Source organism: Hymenobacter sedentarius, assembly GCF_001507645.1.
In the GTDB taxonomy this organism is placed as follows: domain Bacteria; phylum Bacteroidota; class Bacteroidia; order Cytophagales; family Hymenobacteraceae; genus Hymenobacter; species Hymenobacter sedentarius.
This window is the reverse complement of the sequence record NZ_CP013909.1, coordinates 4,067,627-4,088,735: the sequence shown is the minus strand read 5'-3', so window position 1 is coordinate 4,088,735 and position 21,109 is coordinate 4,067,627. Positions and strand designations below refer to the sequence as shown.

At 60.1% G+C, this 21,109-nt stretch carries 22 protein-coding genes; 8 read left to right on the top strand and 14 right to left on the bottom strand.

All coding sequences use genetic code 11. The annotated features are described in order from the left end of the window. Nucleotides 1-72 precede the first annotated feature (72 nt). The gene (locus AUC43_RS16875) at nucleotides 73-1,068 is read left to right on the top strand and encodes a quinone oxidoreductase family protein (RefSeq protein WP_199243463.1); all 996 of its coding nucleotides are present in this window, start codon (nucleotides 73-75) and stop codon (nucleotides 1,066-1,068) included. 186 nt (nucleotides 1,069-1,254) lie between these two features. On the opposite strand, the gene AUC43_RS16870 is transcribed toward AUC43_RS16875, so the two are convergent. The 3 genes from AUC43_RS16870 to AUC43_RS16860 all read right to left on the bottom strand — a co-directional run bounded on the left by AUC43_RS16870 (nucleotide 1,255) and on the right by AUC43_RS16860 (nucleotide 4,227). Then, the gene (locus tag AUC43_RS16870) at nucleotides 1,255-1,743 is read right to left on the bottom strand and encodes a dihydrofolate reductase (protein ID WP_068196337.1); all 489 of its coding nucleotides are present in this window, start codon (nucleotides 1,741-1,743) and stop codon (nucleotides 1,255-1,257) included. A gap of 102 nt (nucleotides 1,744-1,845) precedes the next feature. Then, entirely contained in the window at nucleotides 1,846-2,778 is a 933-nt protein-coding gene (gene fmt / locus AUC43_RS16865) for a methionyl-tRNA formyltransferase (protein WP_199243462.1), read from the bottom strand. Nucleotides 2,779-2,973: 195 nt separating this feature from the next. Beyond that, the gene (locus AUC43_RS16860) at nucleotides 2,974-4,227 is read right to left on the bottom strand and encodes an exo-beta-N-acetylmuramidase NamZ family protein (RefSeq protein ID WP_068196336.1); all 1,254 of its coding nucleotides are present in this window, start codon (nucleotides 4,225-4,227) and stop codon (nucleotides 2,974-2,976) included. A gap of 108 nt (nucleotides 4,228-4,335) precedes the next feature. Here AUC43_RS16860 and AUC43_RS16855 point away from each other — a divergent pair, with 108 nt between their 5' ends. Beyond that, nucleotides 4,336-5,559, top strand: coding sequence for an ABC transporter permease (locus tag AUC43_RS16855; RefSeq protein WP_071885953.1), 1,224 nt, complete (start codon nucleotides 4,336-4,338; stop codon nucleotides 5,557-5,559). A 223-nt stretch (nucleotides 5,560-5,782) separates the two neighbouring features. Here AUC43_RS16855 and AUC43_RS16850 read toward each other — a convergent pair whose 3' ends face one another. Next, on the bottom strand, nucleotides 5,783-6,475 hold the full coding sequence (locus AUC43_RS16850) for a peptidoglycan DD-metalloendopeptidase family protein (protein WP_068196335.1): 693 nt from the start codon (nucleotides 6,473-6,475) through the stop codon (nucleotides 5,783-5,785). Nucleotides 6,476-6,690: 215 nt separating this feature from the next. Here AUC43_RS16850 and AUC43_RS16845 point away from each other — a divergent pair, with 215 nt between their 5' ends. Together AUC43_RS16845 and AUC43_RS16840 are read left to right on the top strand one after the other, a co-directional pair. Beyond that, nucleotides 6,691-7,794: a ferredoxin--NADP reductase gene (locus AUC43_RS16845; protein WP_068196333.1), complete on the top strand. Its 1,104-nt coding sequence runs from the start codon at nucleotides 6,691-6,693 to the stop codon at nucleotides 7,792-7,794. A 156-nt stretch (nucleotides 7,795-7,950) separates the two neighbouring features. Continuing rightward, nucleotides 7,951-9,693, top strand: coding sequence for a M3 family oligoendopeptidase (locus AUC43_RS16840; protein WP_233254036.1), 1,743 nt, complete (start codon nucleotides 7,951-7,953; stop codon nucleotides 9,691-9,693). 99 nt (nucleotides 9,694-9,792) lie between these two features. On the opposite strand, the gene AUC43_RS21080 is transcribed toward AUC43_RS16840, so the two are convergent. The 7 genes from AUC43_RS21080 to AUC43_RS16810 all read right to left on the bottom strand — a co-directional run bounded on the left by AUC43_RS21080 (nucleotide 9,793) and on the right by AUC43_RS16810 (nucleotide 14,726). Then, the gene (locus tag AUC43_RS21080; RefSeq protein WP_157781140.1) at nucleotides 9,793-9,951 is read right to left on the bottom strand and encodes a hypothetical protein; all 159 of its coding nucleotides are present in this window, start codon (nucleotides 9,949-9,951) and stop codon (nucleotides 9,793-9,795) included. Between the two features lie 329 nt (nucleotides 9,952-10,280). Continuing rightward, a complete protein-coding gene (locus AUC43_RS16835) occupies nucleotides 10,281-10,898 on the bottom strand; it encodes a hypothetical protein (RefSeq protein ID WP_157781139.1) in 618 nt (205 codons plus the stop codon). A gap of 39 nt (nucleotides 10,899-10,937) precedes the next feature. Next, complete coding sequence (paaD, locus tag AUC43_RS16830) at nucleotides 10,938-11,438, bottom strand: 1,2-phenylacetyl-CoA epoxidase subunit PaaD (protein WP_068198797.1); 501 nt, start codon at nucleotides 11,436-11,438, stop codon at nucleotides 10,938-10,940. 11 nt (nucleotides 11,439-11,449) lie between these two features. After that, the gene (paaC, locus tag AUC43_RS16825) at nucleotides 11,450-12,214 is read right to left on the bottom strand and encodes a 1,2-phenylacetyl-CoA epoxidase subunit PaaC (RefSeq protein ID WP_068196328.1); all 765 of its coding nucleotides are present in this window, start codon (nucleotides 12,212-12,214) and stop codon (nucleotides 11,450-11,452) included. Nucleotides 12,215-12,281: 67 nt separating this feature from the next. Next, the gene (locus AUC43_RS16820) at nucleotides 12,282-12,962 is read right to left on the bottom strand and encodes a phenylacetic acid degradation b (RefSeq protein WP_068196326.1); all 681 of its coding nucleotides are present in this window, start codon (nucleotides 12,960-12,962) and stop codon (nucleotides 12,282-12,284) included. A gap of 91 nt (nucleotides 12,963-13,053) precedes the next feature. Further along, nucleotides 13,054-14,046, bottom strand: a complete 993-nt coding sequence (gene paaA, locus AUC43_RS16815) for a 1,2-phenylacetyl-CoA epoxidase subunit PaaA (protein WP_068196324.1) — start codon at nucleotides 14,044-14,046, stop codon at nucleotides 13,054-13,056. 86 nt (nucleotides 14,047-14,132) lie between these two features. Next, on the bottom strand, nucleotides 14,133-14,726 hold the full coding sequence (locus AUC43_RS16810; RefSeq protein WP_068198795.1) for a TetR/AcrR family transcriptional regulator: 594 nt from the start codon (nucleotides 14,724-14,726) through the stop codon (nucleotides 14,133-14,135). Nucleotides 14,727-14,961: 235 nt separating this feature from the next. On the opposite strand from AUC43_RS16810, the gene AUC43_RS16805 reads away from it, so the two are divergent. The 4 genes from AUC43_RS16805 to AUC43_RS16790 all read left to right on the top strand — a co-directional run bounded on the left by AUC43_RS16805 (nucleotide 14,962) and on the right by AUC43_RS16790 (nucleotide 18,502). Continuing rightward, nucleotides 14,962-16,107: a T9SS type A sorting domain-containing protein gene (locus AUC43_RS16805; RefSeq protein WP_068196322.1), complete on the top strand. Its 1,146-nt coding sequence runs from the start codon at nucleotides 14,962-14,964 to the stop codon at nucleotides 16,105-16,107. Between the two features lie 117 nt (nucleotides 16,108-16,224). After that, complete coding sequence (gene thiL, locus AUC43_RS16800) at nucleotides 16,225-17,253, top strand: thiamine-phosphate kinase (protein ID WP_068196320.1); 1,029 nt, start codon at nucleotides 16,225-16,227, stop codon at nucleotides 17,251-17,253. Nucleotides 17,254-17,389: 136 nt separating this feature from the next. Continuing rightward, on the top strand, nucleotides 17,390-17,917 hold the full coding sequence (locus AUC43_RS16795) for a hypothetical protein (RefSeq protein WP_068196318.1): 528 nt from the start codon (nucleotides 17,390-17,392) through the stop codon (nucleotides 17,915-17,917). A 129-nt stretch (nucleotides 17,918-18,046) separates the two neighbouring features. Beyond that, nucleotides 18,047-18,502, top strand: coding sequence for a YybH family protein (locus AUC43_RS16790; RefSeq protein ID WP_068196315.1), 456 nt, complete (start codon nucleotides 18,047-18,049; stop codon nucleotides 18,500-18,502). Between the two features lie 156 nt (nucleotides 18,503-18,658). Here AUC43_RS16790 and AUC43_RS16785 read toward each other — a convergent pair whose 3' ends face one another. From AUC43_RS16785 to rlmD, 3 genes are read right to left on the bottom strand one after another with little or no spacing between them, the layout of a single operon-like run. Further along, a complete protein-coding gene (locus tag AUC43_RS16785; protein WP_068196312.1) occupies nucleotides 18,659-19,033 on the bottom strand; it encodes a hypothetical protein in 375 nt (124 codons plus the stop codon). Nucleotides 19,034-19,040: 7 nt separating this feature from the next. Then, nucleotides 19,041-19,538 (bottom strand): hypothetical protein, encoded by a 498-nt coding sequence (locus AUC43_RS16780; protein ID WP_157781138.1) that lies wholly within the window; start codon nucleotides 19,536-19,538, stop codon nucleotides 19,041-19,043. A 15-nt stretch (nucleotides 19,539-19,553) separates the two neighbouring features. Beyond that, complete coding sequence (gene rlmD / locus AUC43_RS16775; RefSeq protein WP_068196303.1) at nucleotides 19,554-20,966, bottom strand: 23S rRNA (uracil(1939)-C(5))-methyltransferase RlmD; 1,413 nt, start codon at nucleotides 20,964-20,966, stop codon at nucleotides 19,554-19,556. Nucleotides 20,967-21,109 lie beyond the last annotated feature (143 nt).

Sequence of the window (21,109 nt, the reverse complement as noted above, 5' to 3'; positions counted from 1 at the left end):
CATCGGCAACGATGGCCGCGTTTATTTTGCACGATACCCAAGGGCGGTACACCTTCTTTTTCCAGCTTTACTATGCCTATTAATGCCGCTCCCGATACCATGCACGCCCTCTATTTCTCTGAATTCGGAGGCCCGGAAGTGCTGCAATACGGCACGGTGCCGCGGCCCGAAGTGCTGCCTGGCACGGTCCTGCTGCGCACCCGCGCCATCGGCCTGAACTACGCCGACGTGTACCGGCGCCGCGGCAACTACCACCTCGTGGGCCAGCCGCCCTACCTGCTGGGCTACGAAGCAGCCGGCGAAGTAGTAGCCGTGGGCCCCGGCGTGACCGGCGCCCACATGGGCCAGCGCGCCGCCTTTGCCGACGTGCCGCACGCCAACGCCGAATTTGTGCGAGTGCCCCAGGAGCACCTCATTCCCCTGCCCAATGACGTGAGCTTTGAGCAGGCCGCGGCCGTGCTGCTGCAGGGCCTCACCGCCCAATACCTGACCGCCGACAGCTACCGCCTGCAGCCCAACGACCTGGCCGTGGTGCACGCCGTGGCCGGTGGGGTAGGCCTAATGCTCACGCAGCTAATCCGGGCCAAAGGCGGGCGCGTCATTGGCCTGACTTCGAGCGAAGCCAAGCGGCAGGAGGCTCTGCGCGCCGGGGCCGAAGCCGTGTTCCTGTATACTGAGTCCTGGGAACAGCTGGTGCTGGAATACCGGCCCGAGCGGCCTGGGGCTGATGTGGTGTACGAATCGGTGGGCAGCACCCTGCCCCAGAGCCTGGCCGCCACCCGCGTGGGCGGCACGGTGGTATTCTTCGGCATGGCCGGCGGCGACCCTGCTCCGGTAGACCCGCGCTACCTCATGGACACCTCCAAGACACTGACCGGCGGCGACCTGTGGAGTTACCTCACTTCCCGCGAGGAGCGCACTGCCCGGGCCAACGTGCTGTTCGACTTAATACGCAACGGCCAGCTCACGGCCAGCATCGGTGCCGCCTTCCCGCTGGCTGATGGAGCAGCTGCGCACCGCCTGCTCGAAAGCCGCAAGAGCACGGGCAAAATCCTGCTGCTGCCTTAAACAGCAATTGGAATTGGTATCTGCAGTCTCCAGCACGCTGTAGAGACGCGACACTTCGCGTCTCGGCGTTGAACGATGCGCGGCTCAATAAGCGCTATGCAACGCGGACGCCGAGACGCGAAGTGTCGCGTCTCTACAGCGTGCTGGCATCCCTATAAATAATCTCAACAGATTCTTAAGCCCGACTTAGCGGCGGCGCAACGTTACGAAGCTGAACGGGTAGGCGTGCTGCTCGTCGGCTTCGTGGCGCTCACGGCTTTCTTCGCGCCACTCGGAGGGGTTGAGGGCGGGGAAGAAGGCATCGCCTTCGAAGGGGTGGTGCACTTCGGTGAGGTAAATGACGTCGGCGTAGGGCAGGGCTTCGCGGTAGATTTCGCCGCCGCCAATAACGCACACTTCCTCATCCAGCTCGCGGGCCCGGTCCAGCGCGGCGCTTACCGAAGGGGCGGTTTCGCACCCGGGCGCGGTCCAGTTGGGCTGGCGCGTGACTACAATATTGGGACGCTTGGGCAGGGCGCGGCCCAGGCTGTCGTAGGTGCGGCGGCCCATCACCACGGGGTGGCCCAGGGTGAGGCGCTTGAAGTGCTGAAGGTCGGCCGGCAGGCGGCCCCAGGGCAGCTCGCCTTTCAGCCCAATTGCGCCATTTTCGGCCACGGCCACAACGAAAGAAACCATACGGATACTAAAAAATTCAGCTAAAATAGACGGGGACAAAAGGCTCCGCTGTCAGTTGTGTTATAAAACCAGTGACCGGCGCAGATGTCCTAGCCTTCCTTTCTACTGCAGCTTAAAGCCGAGCAGTAGCTCTTTTACGGGCAGCCGTTTCTTGCCTTCGAGCTGCACATCCAGCAGGTCGAGCCAGGCATCGGCGGCGGCTACGCGCAGGTAGTGCCGGCCATCCGACGCCCAGGTGCCGGGTGCGGCCAGCGGTTGAGCCACCGGGTCGGGGGCTACGGCCTGGGCCCGGAAAATCTTGATGGTGCGGTCGTCGGGCAGGGTGGCGAAGGCGGTGGGAACGGGCGAGAGGCCCCGCACCCAATTCACCAACTCGGCGGCGGGCCGGGTAAAATCGAGCCGGCCCGTTTCCTTTTGAATTTTGGGAGCGGCGCGCAAATCGTCGCGCTGCTCCTGGGGCGTGCTGGGCGCGTTGCCGGCAGCAATGGCTTCGACGGAGCGCCGTGCCAGAGCTGCGCCGGCAACCTTCAGCTTGTTGTATAAGCTGCCGAAATCGTCCTCCGGCGCAATAGCTACCCGGTCCTGCAAAATGAGGTCGCCTGTATCAATCTCATGGCGCAGAAAAAAGGAGGTAACGCCGGTTTCGGTGTCGCCGTGCATTAGGGCCCAGTTAATGGGCGCGGCGCCCCGGTACTGCGGCAGCAGCGACGCGTGGATGTTGATTGAGCCCAGGCGCGGCATGTTCCACACCGCCTCAGGCAGCATGCGGAAGGCCACCACCACCTGCAAATCTGCCCCGTAGGCTTTCAGCTCTGCCTGAAACTCCGGCGACTTCAGGTTGGTGGGCTGCAGCACGGACAAGCCGTGGGCCTCGGCCGCCACCTTCACGGCCGAAGCCTGCAGCTGGCGCCCCCGCCCCGCGGGCCGGTCGGGCGCCGTCACCACGGCGACCACGCGGCCGCCCGGCCAGGCCAGTAAGCTTTCCAGGGTGGGCACTGCAAAATCGGGCGTACCCATGAAGACGATGTTCAGCATGAAAGAGAAGTCAGGAGAATCTTTATTTATAAATAAGGTGTGTCATGCAGAGCGCCGCGAAGCATCTTGCCCGCGCCTTTTGTCATGCTGACGAAGGAAGCATCTTATCACGTTGAAACGATTCGTCCGAACCTGATAAGATGCTTCCTTCGTCAGCATGACAGCCGATTAATTAGCACGACAAGCGGAGTTATGCTACCGCTCCGGGTACAGCAGATACTTGCGGCGCAGAGTTTTGAATTTATCCAGGCCCGGCTGCCAGGAACTGCGGATTTCCGCTTCGCTTTTGCCGGTAATAATTTGCTGGCGCAGCGCCGGCGTGCCCGTAAGCTGTTCGAAGTACTTGCCGAAGAAATTCGCCTTGTCGGTGCTTTGCTGGTAGAAATCGAGCAGGTATTTAAGCACGAGGCCCGACGATTCGCGCGCGGGCGCATCTGCCAGATTCAGGCCGTAGCAAAGCTGGCCGTTGAGGGGCGGCGCGGGCGAGCCGGCGTTGGGCTTGGGGGTGAACGAAAACGGCCGCGTGGCCGGCTGCGACGGGCTGCCGATGACTTCAAACGGTGTGCTGGTACCCCGGCCCACGCTCACGTTGGTGCCCTCAAACAGGCAAATGCTGGGGTACAGCCGTATCGATTGGTCGGTAGGTAGGTTGGGGGAGGGGCGCACGGGCAGGTGGTAGGCCGTGGCGTGGGTGTAGCCCGCCGCTACGGGCACCACCGTGAGGCGGCAGCGCTGGCCGCCCGCCAGCCATTTTTCGCCGTTTATCATATTGGCCAACTCACCCACCGTCAGGCCATGGGCAATGGGCAGCGGGTCGAGGCCGACGAAGGATTTGTGGGCCGGCTCCAGAATGGGCCCATCCACCAGGTCGCCGTTGGGGTTGGGGCGGTCGAGCACCAGCACCGGCTTGTTTTGCTCGGCCGCGGCCTCCATCACATAGTGCAGCGTGCTGATGAAGGTGTAGAACCGGGCGCCCACGTCCTGAATATCGAATACCAGCACGTCGACATCGGCCAGCATCTCGGGGGTGGGCTTTTTGGTTTTGCCGTACACCGAGCGCACGGGCACGCCGCTGCGGGCATCGCGCCCGTCCTTAATGGTGGCCCCGTCGGCTTCTTCGCCGCGGAAGCCGTGCTCAGGGGCGAAAATGGCCGTCACGTTGACGCCCCGTGCCCGCAGCGTATCGACCAAAAAGGCATTGCCCACCCGCGAAGTCTGATTGATAACCAGCCCAACGCGCTTGTTTTTCAGCTGCGGCAGGTATTTCTCCAGGCGCTCGGCCCCTACCACGATGCGCGAAGCGGCGGGCGGCGTTCTCCCGGGCGTAACTACCGGCTGAGCAGCAGGTGCTTCCGGAGAAACAGCTGCCGTAGCAGCGGGCCGCGTGGTGCCGCAAGCCGGCAGAGCCAGCAGCAACGACAAGGTGATTTTAACTGAAATACTGAGCATATAGGGGGTGGGAAGGGCTAAAAATACGGCGCAGCTTGACGCCGCGCCGGGCTAGCAGGACAGTAGCGTGGCCGGTACGCGTTCAAAACGTAGCTTTACAGTCGAATAATGAACGTCGCCCGCTACATTTCGCACAAGATTGACGGAGGAGCCGATTCCGGTTCGTTCACGTCTTCGGTCACAAAAATAGCCATCATCAGCATTGCCATGGGCTTGGCGGTGATGGTGGTGTCGTTTGCCATCCTCCAGGGGTTTCGCAACGAGATTCAGAATAAGATTTTCTCGTTTGGGGCGCACCTGCAAATCACGCGCTACGACACCAACAACTCCCTGGAAGTGGCGCCCATTGCCGGGCCGCGGCTGGTGGCCGAGCTGCATGGGTTTCCGGAGGTTAAGGCCACGCAGGCCTTCGCGGTGAAGACGGCCATCATCAAAACCAAGGAAGAGGTGCTGGGGGTGGTGCTGAAAGGCATTTCGGAAAGCGACGGAAAGTCGCCGATGCGCGCCAACCTGGTGGCGGGCAAGTTCCTCAGCTTTCCCGACTCGGCGGCCAGCGACGACGTGCTGATTTCGCGCAAAGTGGCCGACAAGCTGCGCCTGGGGGTGGGCGACAAGGCCTTGTTTTACTTTATTCAGAACCCGCCCCGCATTCGGCAATTCCGGGTCAGCGGCATTTATTCCACTGGCCTCGACGAGTTTGACGAGGTGTACGTGATTGGCGACATCCGCCAGATTCGGGAGCTCAATTCCCCCGCCTGGCCCGACTCGCTGGTGGGCGGCATGGAAGTGGTGCTGAAGGACTTCAAAACCCTGGACAAAACCGCCGATAAATTCTACGAGCGGCTGCCCTATGACCTTAAGATTGATAAAATCACGGACCAGTACGCCCAGCTTTTCGACTGGCTGCAGCTGCTCAACCGCAACGTTATTATCTTCTTGATACTGATAATTTTCGTGGCCACGTTCAACATGGTGGCCACCATTTTTATCATGATTCTGGAGCGCACCAACATGATTGGGGTCCTCAAGGCCCTGGGCGCGACCGACAACCAGATACGCCGAATGTTCTTCTACCGCGGCCTGTCGCTCACGGTGCGCGGCATGCTCATTGGCAACGTGATAGCCGTGGGCTTCTGCGCCCTGCAGTATTACTTCCACGTCATTCCCCTCGACCCCGAGAACTACTACATGGACCGGGTGCCGATTTCCTGGGACCCGCGCATGCTCCTGATGATGAACCTGGCCACCTTCGTCGCCTCGCTGCTGGCCGTGCTGATTCCGACTTATTTGATTTCGCGGATTAAGCCGGTGGTGGCTATTAAGTTCGACTAAGGATTTTCAGCTCGTTTTGCTGGGGAACCTCACCCCCGGCCCCTCTCCCGCGGAGAGGGGAGCCACGGCGGCTCAGGTTTTAGCTCAAGTTCATCGAATGGAAAGCCCCAGCTCAAAATTGAGTTGGGGCTTTTGATTGGTTAACGTTCGGCTCCCCTCTCCGCGGGAGAGGGGCCGGGGGTGAGGTTCCGCCGGATTGAGCTAGCTCAGCAGAACAGCAGGCCTAGGCCAACACGCTACTCTGCAGCACCAGATTTGGGTCGGGGCACAGCGCGGCCCACGCCTCCCGCTCCGAGGGCCGGGCCACGCCCGGGAAGTCGCCTACCCGGCCCTGCAGGTCGGCCATTATCTGGAAGTGGAGGTGCGGGGGCCAGTCGCCGTTTTCGGGATACGGGCCAACGGAGGCGAAGGCCTGGCCTTGCTCAAGGCGCTGGCCCACGCGCAGCGCCGTCCACTCCAGGCGGCTGAGGTGGCCGTAGAGGGTATAAAAAATGGTGCCTTCCAACTCGTGCTGGAGGATGACGGTGATGCCGTAATCCCCGAAGCCGGCGTTGTCGGCCAGGCTGTGGACCTGGGCGGGCAAGGGCGCCAGCAAGGGCGTGCCCGCCGGAATCCAGACATCGACGCCCAGGTGCAGGGAGCGGGCTTCTTCGGCCTGGCCGGGGCCGAAATGCTGGCTGCGCCGATAAATAACCCGGTTTTCGAGGTAGCCGCCGATGCCGATGGTGGCGCCAGCCTGGGCCAGCATGGTGTTTACCAACTGCTCGAAGGCGGCCGTGTCGCGCAGGTCGGCTTGGGCTAACAGCGGGTTGTTATCTGTGAAATCGAGGCGGGTGACAGCGGGGCCGCTGAGGTCGACGGGCAGTACGGGACCGAAGCTGGCCTGGTGGCGCAGTAGGAGGGAGGCGAGGGACAAGGGCGCGGAGTGGAGTGAGTGGAAACGTTGCGGAAGCCCATCAACAGTTTCCAGGAGATGACTGTTAATCGGCAGCCGCGTGGCAAGTTACCTTTGCGGCCGAAGTTGGGCTGCCGGTGCCGTGGCCTGCGCTTGTTTTTTGTCATTTATAAAGTTCGGGAGCCTGCCGGCTGCGTACATACGTAGACTCCTCAATACCTCCATCTCTTCCCCGCATGAGTTACCAAAACCTGACTGTTGTTGCGCTGACCCAGGAAACCGCCGATTCTATCACCATTCACTTGGAGCGGCCCGACCGCCAGCCCATTGCCAGCCGGCCCGGCCAATTTCTGACGCTGATTGTACCCTGCGGGGCCGGCGGTAAAAAAGAGCGCCGCGCCTACTCCCTGAGCAGCACGCCGCACGAGGCCCCACGCCTGTCGGTCACGGTGAAGCGCGTACCGGGCGGTTTGGTGAGCAACTATTTGCTTGATACCGTGGAGGTGGGCCAGCAAATCGAAGTGATGGAGCCGCTGGGCAACTTCACCCTCAGCCCCAGCCCCAAGGCGGCCCGCTCGTTGGTACTCATTGGGGCGGGTTCAGGCATCACGCCGCTCATGTCCATCCTCAAGGCGGTGGTGAATACGGAGCCCAACAGCCACGTGCTGCTCATCTACGGCAACCGCAACGAGGAATCGGTGATTTTTCAGAAGCAGCTCGATGACCTGGAAGCCAGCACCAAGGGCCGCGTGCAGGTAGAGCACGTGTACAGCCAGCCCCTGAAGCCCGGCGGGGCCCACCGCCACACCGGCCGGCTCAATCGCACCATGATACTGCGCATTCTGGAGCAGCGCCACCAGTTTCCGGCCGAGCAGGCCGAATACTTCATGTGCGGTCCCGAAGGCCTGATGGCCGAAGCCCGCGCCGCCCTCGACCTGCTCAACGTGCCCGAGGCCCGCATCCGCCGCGAAAGCTTTGTGGCCAGTGCCGATACCGCCGAGGCCGCGGCCGGCCAGCCCAACGGCCACGGCGACGTCTCCGACAGCCCCGGCGACGACACCAAGAGCACCCGCTCCGTCACGATTCAGTACGAAGGCAGCGAGTACGTTATCGAAGTGCCCGCCGGCAAAACCATCCTCGAAACCGCCCTCGACCAGGACATCGACCTGCCGTATTCCTGCCAGGCCGGCCTGTGCACGGCTTGCCGCGGCAAGTGCTTGAGCGGCAAAGTGCATTTGGACGAGCGCGAAGGCCTGTCCGATTCGGAGATGAAGCAGGGCTACGTGCTGACCTGTGTGGGCCATCCCATGACGGACGACGTTGTGATTGAAATTGGTTAATTTAATAGCCTTAAAAAGCTCGGCCGGCCCGGGTGTTTTTACGCCCGCGCCCCAATCCATGAGGGAAAACTTTCGTCCGGTGCGTTAATTGTTTCGTAAGGTAAAGGCTATGGCCTCGGCACTCCCCGCCCGGGTCCATTCTACTACTATTGTATCATGATGCTACTTGCTGAACCTACCGCTGCGTCGGCTACTGACACGAGCCGGCCGCCGCGCCAATACTTGCCCGAGGATTTTCTGGTAACCGATTGGGCTGCCATTGAGCCTTTTTTCCAGGAGCTGCAGGACCGGCCGATTCACACCCCGGCGGAGCTTGAGCGCTGGCTGCTCGACCGCTCGGAGCTGGAATCCGTGCTTAGCGAAGACCTGGCCTGGCGCTACATCCGCATGACCTGCGACACGCAGGATGCCACCCGGGCCGAAGCCTTCCAGTATTTTGTGAACGAGGTGGAGCCCCAGGTGGCGCCCTTCGACCACGCCCTGAACGAGAAGATGCTGGCCTCGCCGCACCTGGCCGGGCTCGACGAGCGCCGCTACGGCGTGTTTCTGCGCTCGGTGCGCCGGGCCTCGGAAATCTACCGGGTCGAGAACATTCCGCTCAAAACCGAAATCAGCACCAAGCAGCAGCAGTACGCGGCCACGGTGGGCGCAATGAACGTGACGCTGGATGGCGAAGAACTTACCTTGCCCCAGGCCGCCGACCGGCTGAAAAGCCCCGACCGCAACGTGCGCGAAACCGCCTGGCGCGCCATTCAGGCCCGCCGCGTGCAGGATGCCGAGCCCCTCGACCAGCTCTTTACCGAGCTGGTGGGCCTGCGCCACCAGGTGGCCCTGAATGCGGGTTTTGCCAACTTTCGCGACTACATGTTTGCCGCCCTGGGCCGGTTCGACTACACGCCGCAGGACTGTTTTGATTTCCACCGGGCCATCCGCGAGACGGTGGTGCCACTCATCGACGACTTTGACCTCGAGCGGCGCCAGGACCTAAACCTGCCAGCGCTCCGGCCCTGGGACCTCGACGTGGACCCCAGCGGCCAACCGCCACTGCGCCCCTTCGGCACCGGCGAAGAACTGCTGGAAAAAACCATCACAGTTTTTCAGAACCTCGACTCCTACCTCGGCGACTGCCTGCGCACTATGCGCCACATGGGTCACCTCGACCTGGAAAGCCGCAAGGGCAAAGCCCCCGGCGGCTACAATTACCCGCTGGACGAAACCGGCGTGCCCTTCATCTTCATGAACGCCACCAGCTCCCTGCGCGACGTGGTGACCATGCTGCACGAAGGCGGCCACGCCGTGCACTCCTTCCTCACCCGCGGCCTGCCGCTGGGCGCCGACAAGCACCCGCCGTCGGAAGTAGCCGAGCTGGCCTCAATGAGCATGGAGCTGATGAGCATGGACCAGTGGCACGTGTTTTTCCCCGACGCCGAGGACCTGCGCCGGGCCAAGAAAACCCACCTCGAAAGCGTGCTCGAAACCTTCCCCTGGGTGGCCACCATCGATAAATTCCAGCACTGGATTTACGAAAACCCCGCCCACACCGAAACTGAGCGCCATAACCGCTGGGTGGAAGTGTTCGACGAGTTCAACCAACGTACTGTGGATTGGACGGGGCTGGAAGACTTCAAGCCCTACCTCTGGCAGAAGCAGCTGCACCTCTACGAAGTGCCGTTCTACTATATCGAGTACGCCATGGCGCAGCTCGGGGCCATTGCCGTGTGGCGCAACTACCGCCAGAACCCGGCCGAAGGCCTGGCCGCCTACAAGCGTGCCCTGGCACTGGGCTACACCGCGCCTATCGGCCAGATTTATGCGGCCGCCGGCATTCGCTTCGATTTCAGCACCGATTACCTGCGCACCCTGGCGGACTTTGTGCGCGAGGAAATGGCAGCGTTGTAAGCAGATGATTTTTCGCTAAACGCAAGAAGGCCGGCAAATTTGCCGGCCTTCTTGTTGTTGGGCTAATTGGTGAAACGGGTCTGCTGAAACCCGGCTCAATTAAGAATTCCCGGCTGGGGGCGTCGTAGTGGGCGCGGCGGTTCCGCACTTGCGCTTGGGCTTGGGGTCGCAGTCTTTGCGGTGCTCACAGGAGCTGAGGGCAAGGCCAGCCAGCAGCAGTGCAGGCATCAGCCGACGAAAAAGAGAAGCGGTGGGCATAGCGGTTGAGGTTATGTGGCTGATTATTTAGTAGCTGATACTGGAATATACGTAATAGTTGCATCCCGTTATTATCCAGCTCAATTTTCAATATCCTTCATCCAAAATGCTCACGCGCAGGCTCACCAGTATCCCGTAATCGTCAAGAATGCATTGAAGTGAGTGTTTGCAATTACCAATCAGGGTGTAGAGACGCGACACTTCGCGTCTCCTGGTTGAGCGAAGCCTGGACAGCACGCATGCGAGGAGACGCGAACCGAAGGTCGGCGTAGCCAAGTGTCGCGTCTCTACACCCTGATTGTATCCCAATAATTAATGCAAATAGCTGCTTAGTGCTGCAGTTCAAACAGCGGCAGCGGCTTCAGTTTCGCATATTTGCCGCCCAGCGACTCCAACTCGGCCTGGTGGAGCTTGAGGTAGTCGTTGTATTGGCGGGCGGCCTGGTCGTACTGCACGCGGTAGCCAATCACGCCGGCGTCGAGCTGCTGCAGGCCTTCCACGTAGTTGCGGGCGGCCTCGGTTGGAGCGGTTCCGTTGGGAGCCGCTACGGGCATAAGTGCCCGCATTAGGGAGTCCTGAGCGGTGTCGTACTGGTCAATCAGGTCCGAGCTGGCCATGGTTTGCTGGCTGTAGCGGCGGGTTTTGAGCTTGGCGTTGGCGCTTTCCAGGCCTTTCAGTTGGGCGGCGTCCATGCCGGCGCGGCCCTTTAGCTCGTGCAGCAGCATCCGCGTGACGCCAATGCGCTGGTCGTCGCTGGCCGTCATGGTGTTCCACTTCACGTTCACGGAGTCGCGCAGCACGTCGAACTGCGTTTTCACGGCCGCGGCCGAAGCCGGGTTGAGCACGACGGCTTCAGAGCCTGCCCGCTTGCACGAGGCCGCGCAGCCCGTGAGTATCAGGATGCAAAAAATTGCTGATTTCACCGGAGAAACTAGGGGAGTAGGCATTGCAAAAACAGAATGGGGTAAACAGCCAGTTGGGCAAAGCTACACCGGCTTAAATTGCTCAAACAGCTGGCGGCAGTCGTGGCAGTAGTGCACGGCGCGGCACAGCGTAGCCCCAAACGGCGTACGCAGCTCCGTATTGTTGCCGTGGCAGTTCGGGCACTCCGCATACTCCAGAAAATCCAGGTCGAGCACCTGGTTGCCGAGCACTGGCGGCGGCGAGAGCTTGTGCTGGCGCAGGGCCTGCCGGCCGGCTTCGGTGAGCATGTCGGAGGTCCAGGCTTCGCGCATGCTGATGTCGACTTCCACGGCGGGCACGCCGTGCGCCAGCAGCGTGCGCTCCACGTCGCGCTTCATGTAGTCCATGGCCGGGCAGCCCGCAAACGTAGGCGTGAGGTGCACCGATACCTTGCCCGTGGCCTCGTCGACCTCCACGCCGCGCACCACGCCCAGGTCAATCAGTGAAATCGTCGGAATCTCCGGGTCATTCACAGCTTGCAGCCAGTCGAGAATTTGGGCTTTATCAGGAGCGGTAACGGGCATGAAATCAGGGTTTACCAATCGGCAGTGGGGTCGAGGCGAAACACCTCGGCCATTTCATCCAGCAGCGGCTGCAGAAACTCGGTGTGCTGGCCGTGGCGCCCACCAAACACGGGTGTTAGGGTGTTTACATCGGGCATGTCTAGGGCAGTTTGGCCCAGTACTTTGCTGATGCTTTCCAGCCACCGGTTTTTCAGCTCATCCTCCCCAACAAACAGCCCGGAGCTAATAATTTCCGGCTCGGTTTCCGTCTTTTCAAAAATGCCCAAGGCATAGGGCAGCGTGAAGTTCAGCGAGCGCTGCATGCGCTCAATGGCCTCTTCCGTGGCCGTGCCCAAGCGTTTCATCCACGTGTTGGCGTGCAGGGCGTGGTACTTGAGCTCGCCGCGTAGTTTGCGGGCTACCTGGGCCAGCGGCTCGTAGCTGCTGCTGGCCAGCGCCTCGAAGCGCAGCAGCTCGGCGTGGTCGAAAAGGAAGTGGCGGGTGAGGCTGAAATCGTATTCGCCAATGGGCAGCTCCACCAGCTGGCAGCAGTGAAACTGCGGCGCGTTGCGCGTGAAGGCTACCGTGTCGGGCTCGGGCTCGCCCAGCGCGTGCAGCATGGAATACATTTGCAGGCTATGACCAAGCTTGTCCTGGGCCATGCTCGAAAAGGCAATGTCTTCCTCCAGAATGGGGCCCAGGCCGTTCCATTCCGAGTTGCGGTGGCCCAGAATAAGCTGGTCGTCGGCGAGGCGATACAGCAGGTCGATTCTCGGGTCTTGGAAAGTCAGCGACATAGGGGTTAACTAATGATTCGGAGAGGGCAAGGAAGTAGAAGAGGTACAACAAGCAACTGCCAGTTGCTTACGCTTCCGCCTGCCTGAGCCCTTCTTGCTTAAACTTTTCGATGCGGTCCTGCACCTTGTACGAAATGGCGTCGCGGTACTTTTTTTCCGGAGTGGTGGCCCAGATGTCGCGGTCCTCGTCGTCGGAACGCAGAAAGTCAGCGGAGCGCGCCACCCAGACGTTCACCACGGGCCGCTGCTCGCCAAAAACCGCCTTGGCTACTTGCAGCGCGTCGGCTGGGGAACTGGCCCGCACCTTACCCACGTGCTGGTGGGCCTTGCCGCGCTTCTTGAGGTGGAAAACGTCGTAGTCCTCCTCGCCAGCCGCGTAGGCAGCTTCCTCTTCGGCGGTGTCGTCGATGGGAGGAGTGGTAGGCGCCTGGCTGGTGGGCAGCAGTGGCAGCGTGTCATACGCCGATTCCTGGTCGCCTACATAAGCCGTCACGGTGATGGCCGAGGTGGGAACTACCCACAGGCCGGTGCAAGCAAAACGCCGGCTGTACTGCTCCTTCGCAAACAGAAAGGCCACGTCGGCAGAGGGCGCGTGCACCGGCCCCACGTACACATACGGCGTGCCTTCCTTCTTCTGGTGAAACACCTCATAGGTGCCAAACTGGTCGAGGGCCTCTTTGGCAGCGGCCGTGGCGGGCGCATCGGGCAGCCCCAGCCGGTTCATGCGGGGGTCGAGGGAGTGTATCATTCCAGGCAGGGTTGAGTGTTGAGGGGGTGAGTGTTGAGTTAGGATGCTGAACCAGGCATTCAACATTCACCCCTCAACATTCAAAACTTCATTAAGCCAGCGGGCGCACGTACTGCGTTTTGGGTGTGAGCAGGGCGCGGCGCACCCAGGCGCCGTTTTCCTCGGCGGCGCGGCGCACGGCAATGCGCTCGGCGTTGCAGGGGCCGTCGCCGTTAATCACGCGTTTAAAGTCTTCCCAATCAGGCTCGGTGAATTCCCACTGGCCGGTTACCTCGTTTTTGCGCAGGTTGGGGTCGGGCAAAGTCAGCCCAATTTCCCAGATTTTGGGCACGTACATGTCCAGGAACTGGTTACGGCACTCGTCGTTCGAGGCCATCTTCACCTTCCAGCGCATCAGGATTTCGGTGTGCACGCTCATCTTGTCCGAGGGGCCGAAAAAGGTCATGATGGCGGGCCACCAGCGGTTGAGGGCCTCCTGCATCATCTTGCGCTGAATGGGCGTGCCGGTGGCCATGTGTACCACGGCGTCGTGCCCATACTTCAGGTGGAAGGCTTCCTCGGCGCAAATCCGGTCGAGGGCGCGGCAGTAGGGGCCGTAGCTGCCCTTGGCGTTGGCGAGCTGGTTTACGATGGCGCCGGCGTCAATCAGCCAGGAAATAACGTTGGAGTCAGCCCAAGTCGGCGTGGGGTAGTTGAAGACGTTGGAGTACTTGCTCTTGCCGTTAATCAGGTCGATGAGCATCTGCTCGCGGGTCTTGCCCAAGGTTTCGGCCGCCGAGTACAGTAGCTGCGCGTGGCCCACTTCGTCCTGCACTTTGGCCATTTGGGCCATTTTGCGGCGGAAGCCGGGCGCCCGCGTAATCCAGGTGCCTTCAGGCAGCGAGCCGATGATTTCGGAGTGCGCGTGCTGCTCAATCATGCGGGTGAGCTGCTTGCGGTAGAGGGCCGGCATCCAGTCGCTTGGCTCAATTTTCTCGCCCCGCGCAATGCGAGCCTCAAACTCGGCCAGCAGGATGGGGTCTTCGTTTTCCAAGCCGGTAGTGGCGGTAGTCGGCTGGTCGTGGGTGCTGGCGGAACCGTACATTTTTAATGAAGAATTAAGAATGAGGAATTATGAGAACAGGAAAGAGAAAAAAATGAAGGGTGAAATCGAAAGTAATTCCTCACTCTTCATTCATAACTCCTCATTCCATTGAGCAACTGCTCAGCTAGGCGGTGGGCAATTTCATCGGGCGACAATTTTCCGTCGGGCCGGTACCAGGCCGGGAGCCAGTTGAGGCTGGCCAGCAGGGTGAGCGCAGCAAAAGCCGCATCGGGTGCGTGCAACTCGCCAGCGGCAATGCCCTGCTGAATCAGCCCGCGAAAGGCAGCTTCGTACCGGTCGCGCAAGGCCAGGAATTCGGTGCGGGCGGGCTCGCTCAGGTGGCGCCACTCCTGCAAAAACACCGCCGAGGCCGCGCTGTCGCGGGTAAGCACCCGCACGTGGGCTTCGATGGCCAGCCGCAGCTGCGTTGCAATGGGCGCCGCCGAGTCGAGAGTAGCCGCGGCAAAGCCCGCGAAAAACTCCTCGGCCAGTCCAAAGCACACGCGGTGCAGGATTTCCTCCTTCGACTTGATGTGCGAATACAGGCTGCCGGCCTCCAGGCCGAGCTCTGTGGCCAGCTCGCGCATGCTGGTGGCCGCAAAGCCGCGCGCCCGGAACAGGGCCGTAGCAGTGCGGTCTATCTGGGCTTTGCGCGAACGAGTGGGAGCGGTAGTAGACATCAGCAGGAACAAAGGTATACTTGCTAACGCTCGTTAGCAAACGAAAGTTGCTTTTAGCGTCCTATTTTGTCCAGTGCTGGAGAGCTGAATGTCATTATATTGAGCTTAAATAAGCTGTTGGTGGTAAGCAGATTTTAAGCTCGGCAATCACCCTTAACGCGCATGTCTTTGCCGATGCTGATGGCTTTTTACCGCAACTTTTTATGAAAAACATTACTATCTGCTTTCGGCCGCATTGCCGTTTTGCGGTGCTGCTCACGCACAACAGGGTACCGAGCTATTCTTTTTCGAATACGACGAAGGCGCCCACCAGACGGGCGTGAACTACGGCGGCGCTACTACTTCGACCGGCAGCGAGCGCGCCATCGAAATCTTCAACCCGACCAATAACGTGGTCAGCCTCAATCCTTATTCCATCCGCCGGTACTCCAATGGGGGCACCTCCGTGGCCGAAGAGGAGCGCCTGCTGCGCAGCGATGCGTCGCAGCAGCCTGTGGGCGCAAACAGCATGAACGCCCACACCACGTTCGTGATTGCCAGCGGCGAGGCCATCCTGCCCGATATCCGCAATGCGGCCAACCAGTTCAGCGTAGGCCATTCGCCCGTGAGCGGCCCCACGGTAATCACAGGCGGCGGCACGGTGCACATCAACGGCAACGATGCCATGGCCCTGGTGCGCTACATCAGTGGCACGGTCGGCGTAGGCCCGGGCGTCGTTGTTGACCTGATTGGCGTAATCGGGGAAGACCCCCTGCTGCAGTCGTGCACCACCACCAGCAGCGGCAACTGGAGCGGCACCAACCTGCTCGACGGTACCGGCGCCAATGCTATTTACGTGTCGTCGACCAACCAGTCGCTGGTTCGTCGGCCTACTGTATCGGGCGGCGTGCGCTACAACCCACAGTTTCAGAATACGGTGGGTTCCTGCCCGCCTGTGCGCCAGACCGGCGGCTACAACATCGCCGATAAGTGGATGATGTACTCCACCGCGTTCAACGGCCCCATCATTGCGCCGGCTACTACGCCCAGCAGCAACCCCGGCGGCCAGTCGTATAAGCAGCTCGGCCAGCACATCGACTACACCGGTCCTTTTGGGGCTTATCAAGCCACCATTACCGGCACGCTGGCTAAGTTCGACGCCAACATCAGCGTGTACCCCAACCCGGCCCATGGCACCGCCACGGTCGAAATCAAGGACGCCAAGGTGGCCAGCGTAACGGTGATGAACAACCTGGGCCAGCGCATCAGCGCCCAGGCCAAAGGCCAGGGCCAGGAGAAACTTATCCTCGACATATCGCGCCTGAAAGCCGGCCTGTACTTCGTGCAGATTGTGAGCACCGACGGCCAGACCAAAATCTATAAGGAGCTGGTGGTGCAATAAGCACGCATCGGTTTCAATAGTAAAAGGAGGGAAGCAATTCCCTCCTTTTTTTGTGGGTGTACTTTTGTGGCCCCGCCGGGCGCTGCCCGGCGGCTTTGTTTTCCTGATTTCGAAGTTATGTCCGAACTGACGCCCCTCACCGCCATTGGCGAATTTGCCCTCATCCGCCGCTTACAGCAAGGCATTAGCACGCGCCAGCCCAGCACGGTGCTGGGCATCGGCGACGACGCGGCCATCATTGCGCCCACCCCGGGCACCGAGCTTGTGATGACCACCGACCTGCTGGTGGAAGGCATTCATTTCGATTTGGCGTTTTGCCCGTTGCGGCACCTAGGCTACAAGGCCATTGCGGTGAACGTATCCGACGTGGCCGCCATGAATGCCCTGCCCACACAGCTGGTGGTGGGCGTGTCGGCGGGTCCGCGCTTCACCGTGGAAGCCATTGAGGAGCTGTACGCCGGCATGCGCCTGGCCTGTGAGGCCTACAACGTGGACCTGGTGGGCGGCGACACCACCGCCAGCCGGGGCGGCCTCACGCTGGCCGTGACGGCCCTGGGCGAAGCCCCCGCCGGCGATGTGGTGCGCCGCAGCGGCGGCAAGCCCACCGATTTGCTGTGCGTGAGCGGCGACCTGGGCGCGGCCTTTCTGGGCCTGCAGGTGCTGGAGCGCGAAAAGCAAGCCTTCCTGGCCGACCCGGAAACGCAGCCCGAGCTGGCCAACTACGAGTACGTGGTGCAGCGCCAGCTGCGGCCCGAAGCTCGGCTCGACATCATTCACGAGCTGCGCGAGCTGGGCGTGCGGCCCACTAGCATGATTGATATTTCCGATGGGCTGGCCTCGGAGGTGCTGCACCTATGTGAGGCCAGCGGCACGGGCGCCCGCATCTTCACCGAGTTCCTGCCCATCGCCAACCCCACGCTGGAGGCTGCGGCCGAGTTCAACCTCGACCCCATTACCTGCGCCCTGAACGGCGGCGAGGACTACGAGCTGCTGTTCACAGTGCCCGTAACCGACCACGAAAAGCTCAAAAACCATCCCGATATCACCATTATCGGGCACCTTGCCGCGAAAGAAGAAGGCGCCAACCTCGTAACCAAAGCCGGACAGGCTGTGCCGCTCCAGGCACAGGGTTGGACGAGTTTTTAGCCCAATTCATCGTGCGTTAGCCAACTTGACGGCATTTCGGCCGTTAAAACCGCCATTGGGGAAGCTCGAGTGGCACGCTAATTGTCTTCCTGTTCTCAAACGTGAGCATTTTCCCTTCAATTTTAAATCTCTTGTCATGAATAAGCTTCCCTATTTCTTCGCTCTGATTGTGCTGCTGAGCACTGTATTTGGCTCCCGTTCGGCCCAGGCTCAGTGGAGCCCGCAGGCCAAAGGCGCCGTTATTGGTGGCCTGGGTGGTGCCGCTGCGGGTGCCCTAATCAATAAGCGCAACCGTGCTGTAGGTGGGGTAGTAGGCGGCGTGGCCGGTGGTGCTATCGGCTACGGTGTAGGCAAGCACATCGACAACAAGCGGAAAGAGCGGGCCCGTATTGCCGCTGCCAACCGCGCTGCGGCCATTCGCGAACAGGAATACCGCAACTCGCTGCGTCGCTCGGAGTCCCGCCGCGAAACGCTGGTGGCTTCCCGCACGCAGACCACCGCTGTACCGGTTAACAGCCTGACGGCTTCGACCGTGAGCATGACTCCTGCCATGCAGCTCAATGCACAGCCTACTGCTACGAATGTCAACTACCTGCCCAACGATGCTTACGGCAACCCGTCGAACCCATATTCGACCTCGGAGTACCGTCGTAAGAGCTGGTAATAGCCCAACTTATCTGATTTCTAAACCCCGGGCGTACCTGCCTGGGGTTTAGCCATTATAGCCCGTTGTAGTGAGGGGTCATTGTGGCTGTTACATTTACTTTTTCTTCACCAACTCCTCTTTCACTTTATGAAAGCCATTCTGTGTAGTTTGCTCCTGGCGGCAACGCTTACCTCTTGCACCAAAACGGACGAAGCGGTAAACATTCAAAGCCTGAACCAAGAATTTATCAGCGCTTGGAATAACAAGGACTCGGGCAAGATTACCGGTTTCCTGGCCGACGACGTGAGCTTTGTGCAGGGCAATGCCCGCTGGAAAGGCAAAGGAGAAGTCTCCCAGAAATGGGTGAGCGAAACCCTGCCCACCATCAGCGATTTGAAGACCAGCGTGGTGAGCTCTTCTACCGATGTCAATACTGCCTACGAAGCCGGTACGTTCTCGGTAGACGTGCTGCCGGCCGGCCCCAACCAGCCCCACGGCTTTGGCGAAGGCAATTACATTTTCCTCTGGAAAAAAGGCCCCGATAAGACCTGGAAACTGAGCTACGCCCAACTGGAAGACTTGCCGGTGCAGCGCCGGAATTAGTAGCTGCTGAGGTAGCGCTGCCGGGCGCAAAACCAGAACGTCCTGCTGAGCGAAGCCGAAGCATCTCTACCGTGGAAGTAAATAATTACTCTCGCGGTAGAGATGCTTCGGCTTCGCTCAGCAGGACGTTTTTTTGTTCAGTTTTCTCTCTGCGGGTTAATCCTCCGGATACGGCACGAAGACGAAGTTCGTGAACTCCTCATCGAGCACGAAGAGGCAGCAGAATTCGTCAGGGTCTTTGTAGGTAGCCTGGAAGGCTTCGACGCCGTCGACATCAATGATGCCTTGCTGCACAAACAACTCCATGTAGCTGGCGAAAACGTGCCACTCCAGGTTCAGCTCATCGGCATTTACAAGGAGGCCGCCGAGCGGCACTTCCTGCTTGGCAAACACGAAGATGGGGTATTTGCTGAAGTCACCCTTACGGATTTGGGAAGAGGCTTCGAGCAGGGTATCGCACACGACGACGAAATCCTTGGTGATGGTGCCAAGGTATTTGCCGTTGAGTTCGGGGTCGTTGAAGTAGTCCATTTTTGGGTTATGATATTCTGCCGTTTTTCTTCAAAAAATATGAAACGGCAATGACGGACAAGCAAAGGCCAATTATGTAGTAGCCTATGGTGTTTTGCTTTCCCCGGATAAAATAAGGCTTGCCATCCTTATCAATAAAATGGGCCAAGCGCGAAACCTCGGCATCGCCGCCTAAACTAGTTTCGTCATAATAAACGGTAATGGTGTCATCGACTTTAAGCTTGTCAATTTGCTGAAAAGTTGGCTTAGAGCCGTCTATATCTTCGCCAATAAGCAGTTTAAAGTATTTCGGGTAGTCCTCAATCTTTAGGTAACGAATTGGCTCATTATTAGGGTTTAAATGACCTTGTATATCTAATGAGTTAGATATGCTGGTGATTTTGCTTGTCAGATGAAAGAAGTTATCTTTTGGCTTTTGGTTTCGATATAACGTGATAAAGCAGAGAAGCAATGTGAACAGCATTGCGGAAATGAGTTTCCAGAAAACAGGTGCTTTATCAGCCATAAAATGTTCCGAAACCTACTTCAGCTCCAGCGCCACCACATTCTCTACGTGATGCGTGTGCGGAAACATATCTACCGGCTGCACGCGGGTGACTTTGTAAGCAGCGTCGAGCAGCTCTAAGTCGCGGGCCTGGGTGGCGGGGTTGCAGCTGATGTACACGATGCGGGGGGCGCGCAGCTCTAGTAGGCGGGCCACTACGTCGGGGTGCATGCCGGCGCGGGGCGGGTCAGTGATGAGGACGTCGGGGCGGCCATGGCGGGCGGTGAACTCGGCGGTGAGGATGTCCTTCATGTCGCCGGCGTAGAATTCCGTGTTGGTGATGTTGTTGATTTCGGCGTTCACGTGGGCGTCGGCCACGGCCTGCTCCACGTACTCTACGCCGATGACTTTGCGTGCCTGGTGGGCCACGAAGCTGGCGATGGTGCCGGCGCCGGTATAGAGGTCATACACCAATTCATCGCCTTTCAGCTCGGCGAAGTCGCGGGCCACTTTGTAGAGCTGGTGGGCGCCTTCGGAGTTCGTTTGGTAGAACGACTTGGGGCCGATGCGGAAGCGCAGGCCTTCCATTTCTTCCTCGATGTAGGGCTTGCCCTTATAGGTCACCACTTCCAGGTCGTGGAAGGTTTCGTTGCCCTTGCTGTTGAGCACGTAGTTGAGGGAGGTGATGCCGGGGAACTTGGCGTACAGGGCGTCGAGCAGCGGCACAATGGCCTCGTCGGCGTGGTAGCATTGCAGAATCACCATTAGCTCGCCGGTGCTTTGGGCAATGCGGATGATGAGGTTGCGCAGCAGGCCGGTTTGGCGCACCAGGTTGTTGAAGGCCAGGCCGTGCTGGTGGGCGTAGTCGCGCACAAACAGACGGATTTCGTTGCTAGGCTCGGGCTGCAGCCAGCAGTGCTCCACGTCGATAATCTTGTCGAAGCGGGTGGGGGTGTGGAAGCCCAGCACCTCGCGGTTGTAGGTGCGCGAGTCGTCGTTTATCTGCTCGGTGGTGAGCCAGCCGTTGTCGCTGAAGGTGTATTCGAGCTTGTTGCGGTAGTAGGTGCGCTGCGGCGAGGAGAGGATGAAGGGAATCTCGGGCAGCTCAACTTTGCCGATGCGGGTGAGTTGGTCGACCACCTGCTGCTGCTTGTAATGCAGCTGCGAGTCGTAGGTGAGGTGCTGCCACTTGCAGCCGCCGCACACGCCGAAGTGCTGGCAAAACGGCGTGGTGCGCAGCTCCGAATACTCGTGGAACTTAACCGGAACGGCCTCGAGGAAGCTCTTCTTGGCCTTGGTCACTTTGAGGTCCACCACGTCGCCCGGGGCGACCTGCGACACGAAGATGACCAGGTTCTCGACGCGGACGAGGCACTTGCCCTCGGCCACCATGTCCTGAATTTTGACGTTGCGAAGTAGTTCCGCGGGGATATTTTTAGCTCTGCTCATAAGTAGCCGCAAAGGTAGACCACGGATTGGCCCGGATTTAAGCGGATTATCCGGATTTTGTAGTAGGTGGCAACCGGCGTGTTTTGGAAAAAGAAAAAGGCCTACCAAGTGGCAAGCCTTTTTCTTTTTGAAAGCGAATCGGC

What these genes read in the sequence shown, in the direction of transcription:
- paaA (WP_068196324.1), bottom strand. Translation starts at nt 14,046, where the DNA reads ATGTACGGTTCCGCCAGCACCCACGACCAGCCGACTACCGCCACTACC.
- AUC43_RS21080 (WP_157781140.1), bottom strand. Translation starts at nt 9,951, where the DNA reads ATGCCCACCGCTTCTCTTTTTCGTCGGCTGATGCCTGCACTGCTGCTG.
- AUC43_RS16875 (WP_199243463.1), top strand. Translation starts at nt 73, where the DNA reads ATGCCTATTAATGCCGCTCCCGATACCATGCACGCCCTCTATTTCTCT.
- AUC43_RS16780 (WP_157781138.1), bottom strand. Translation starts at nt 19,538, where the DNA reads ATGGCTGATAAAGCACCTGTTTTCTGGAAACTCATTTCCGCAATGCTG.
- AUC43_RS16840 (WP_233254036.1), top strand. Translation starts at nt 7,951, where the DNA reads ATGATGCTACTTGCTGAACCTACCGCTGCGTCGGCTACTGACACGAGC.
- rlmD (WP_068196303.1), bottom strand. Translation starts at nt 20,966, where the DNA reads ATGAGCAGAGCTAAAAATATCCCCGCGGAACTACTTCGCAACGTCAAA.
- AUC43_RS16870 (WP_068196337.1), bottom strand. Translation starts at nt 1,743, where the DNA reads ATGGTTTCTTTCGTTGTGGCCGTGGCCGAAAATGGCGCAATTGGGCTG.
- AUC43_RS16835 (WP_157781139.1), bottom strand. Translation starts at nt 10,898, where the DNA reads ATGCCTACTCCCCTAGTTTCTCCGGTGAAATCAGCAATTTTTTGCATC.
- fmt (WP_199243462.1), bottom strand. Translation starts at nt 2,778, where the DNA reads ATGCTGAACATCGTCTTCATGGGTACGCCCGATTTTGCAGTGCCCACC.
- paaC (WP_068196328.1), bottom strand. Translation starts at nt 12,214, where the DNA reads ATGTCGCTGACTTTCCAAGACCCGAGAATCGACCTGCTGTATCGCCTC.
- AUC43_RS16845 (WP_068196333.1), top strand. Translation starts at nt 6,691, where the DNA reads ATGAGTTACCAAAACCTGACTGTTGTTGCGCTGACCCAGGAAACCGCC.
- AUC43_RS16860 (WP_068196336.1), bottom strand. Translation starts at nt 4,227, where the DNA reads ATGCTCAGTATTTCAGTTAAAATCACCTTGTCGTTGCTGCTGGCTCTG.
- AUC43_RS16810 (WP_068198795.1), bottom strand. Translation starts at nt 14,726, where the DNA reads ATGTCTACTACCGCTCCCACTCGTTCGCGCAAAGCCCAGATAGACCGC.
- AUC43_RS16790 (WP_068196315.1), top strand. Translation starts at nt 18,047, where the DNA reads ATGAAAGCCATTCTGTGTAGTTTGCTCCTGGCGGCAACGCTTACCTCT.
- paaD (WP_068198797.1), bottom strand. Translation starts at nt 11,438, where the DNA reads ATGCCCGTTACCGCTCCTGATAAAGCCCAAATTCTCGACTGGCTGCAA.
- thiL (WP_068196320.1), top strand. Translation starts at nt 16,225, where the DNA reads ATGTCCGAACTGACGCCCCTCACCGCCATTGGCGAATTTGCCCTCATC.
- AUC43_RS16795 (WP_068196318.1), top strand. Translation starts at nt 17,390, where the DNA reads ATGAATAAGCTTCCCTATTTCTTCGCTCTGATTGTGCTGCTGAGCACT.
- AUC43_RS16855 (WP_071885953.1), top strand. Translation starts at nt 4,336, where the DNA reads ATGAACGTCGCCCGCTACATTTCGCACAAGATTGACGGAGGAGCCGAT.
- AUC43_RS16820 (WP_068196326.1), bottom strand. Translation starts at nt 12,962, where the DNA reads ATGATACACTCCCTCGACCCCCGCATGAACCGGCTGGGGCTGCCCGAT.
- AUC43_RS16785 (WP_068196312.1), bottom strand. Translation starts at nt 19,033, where the DNA reads ATGGACTACTTCAACGACCCCGAACTCAACGGCAAATACCTTGGCACC.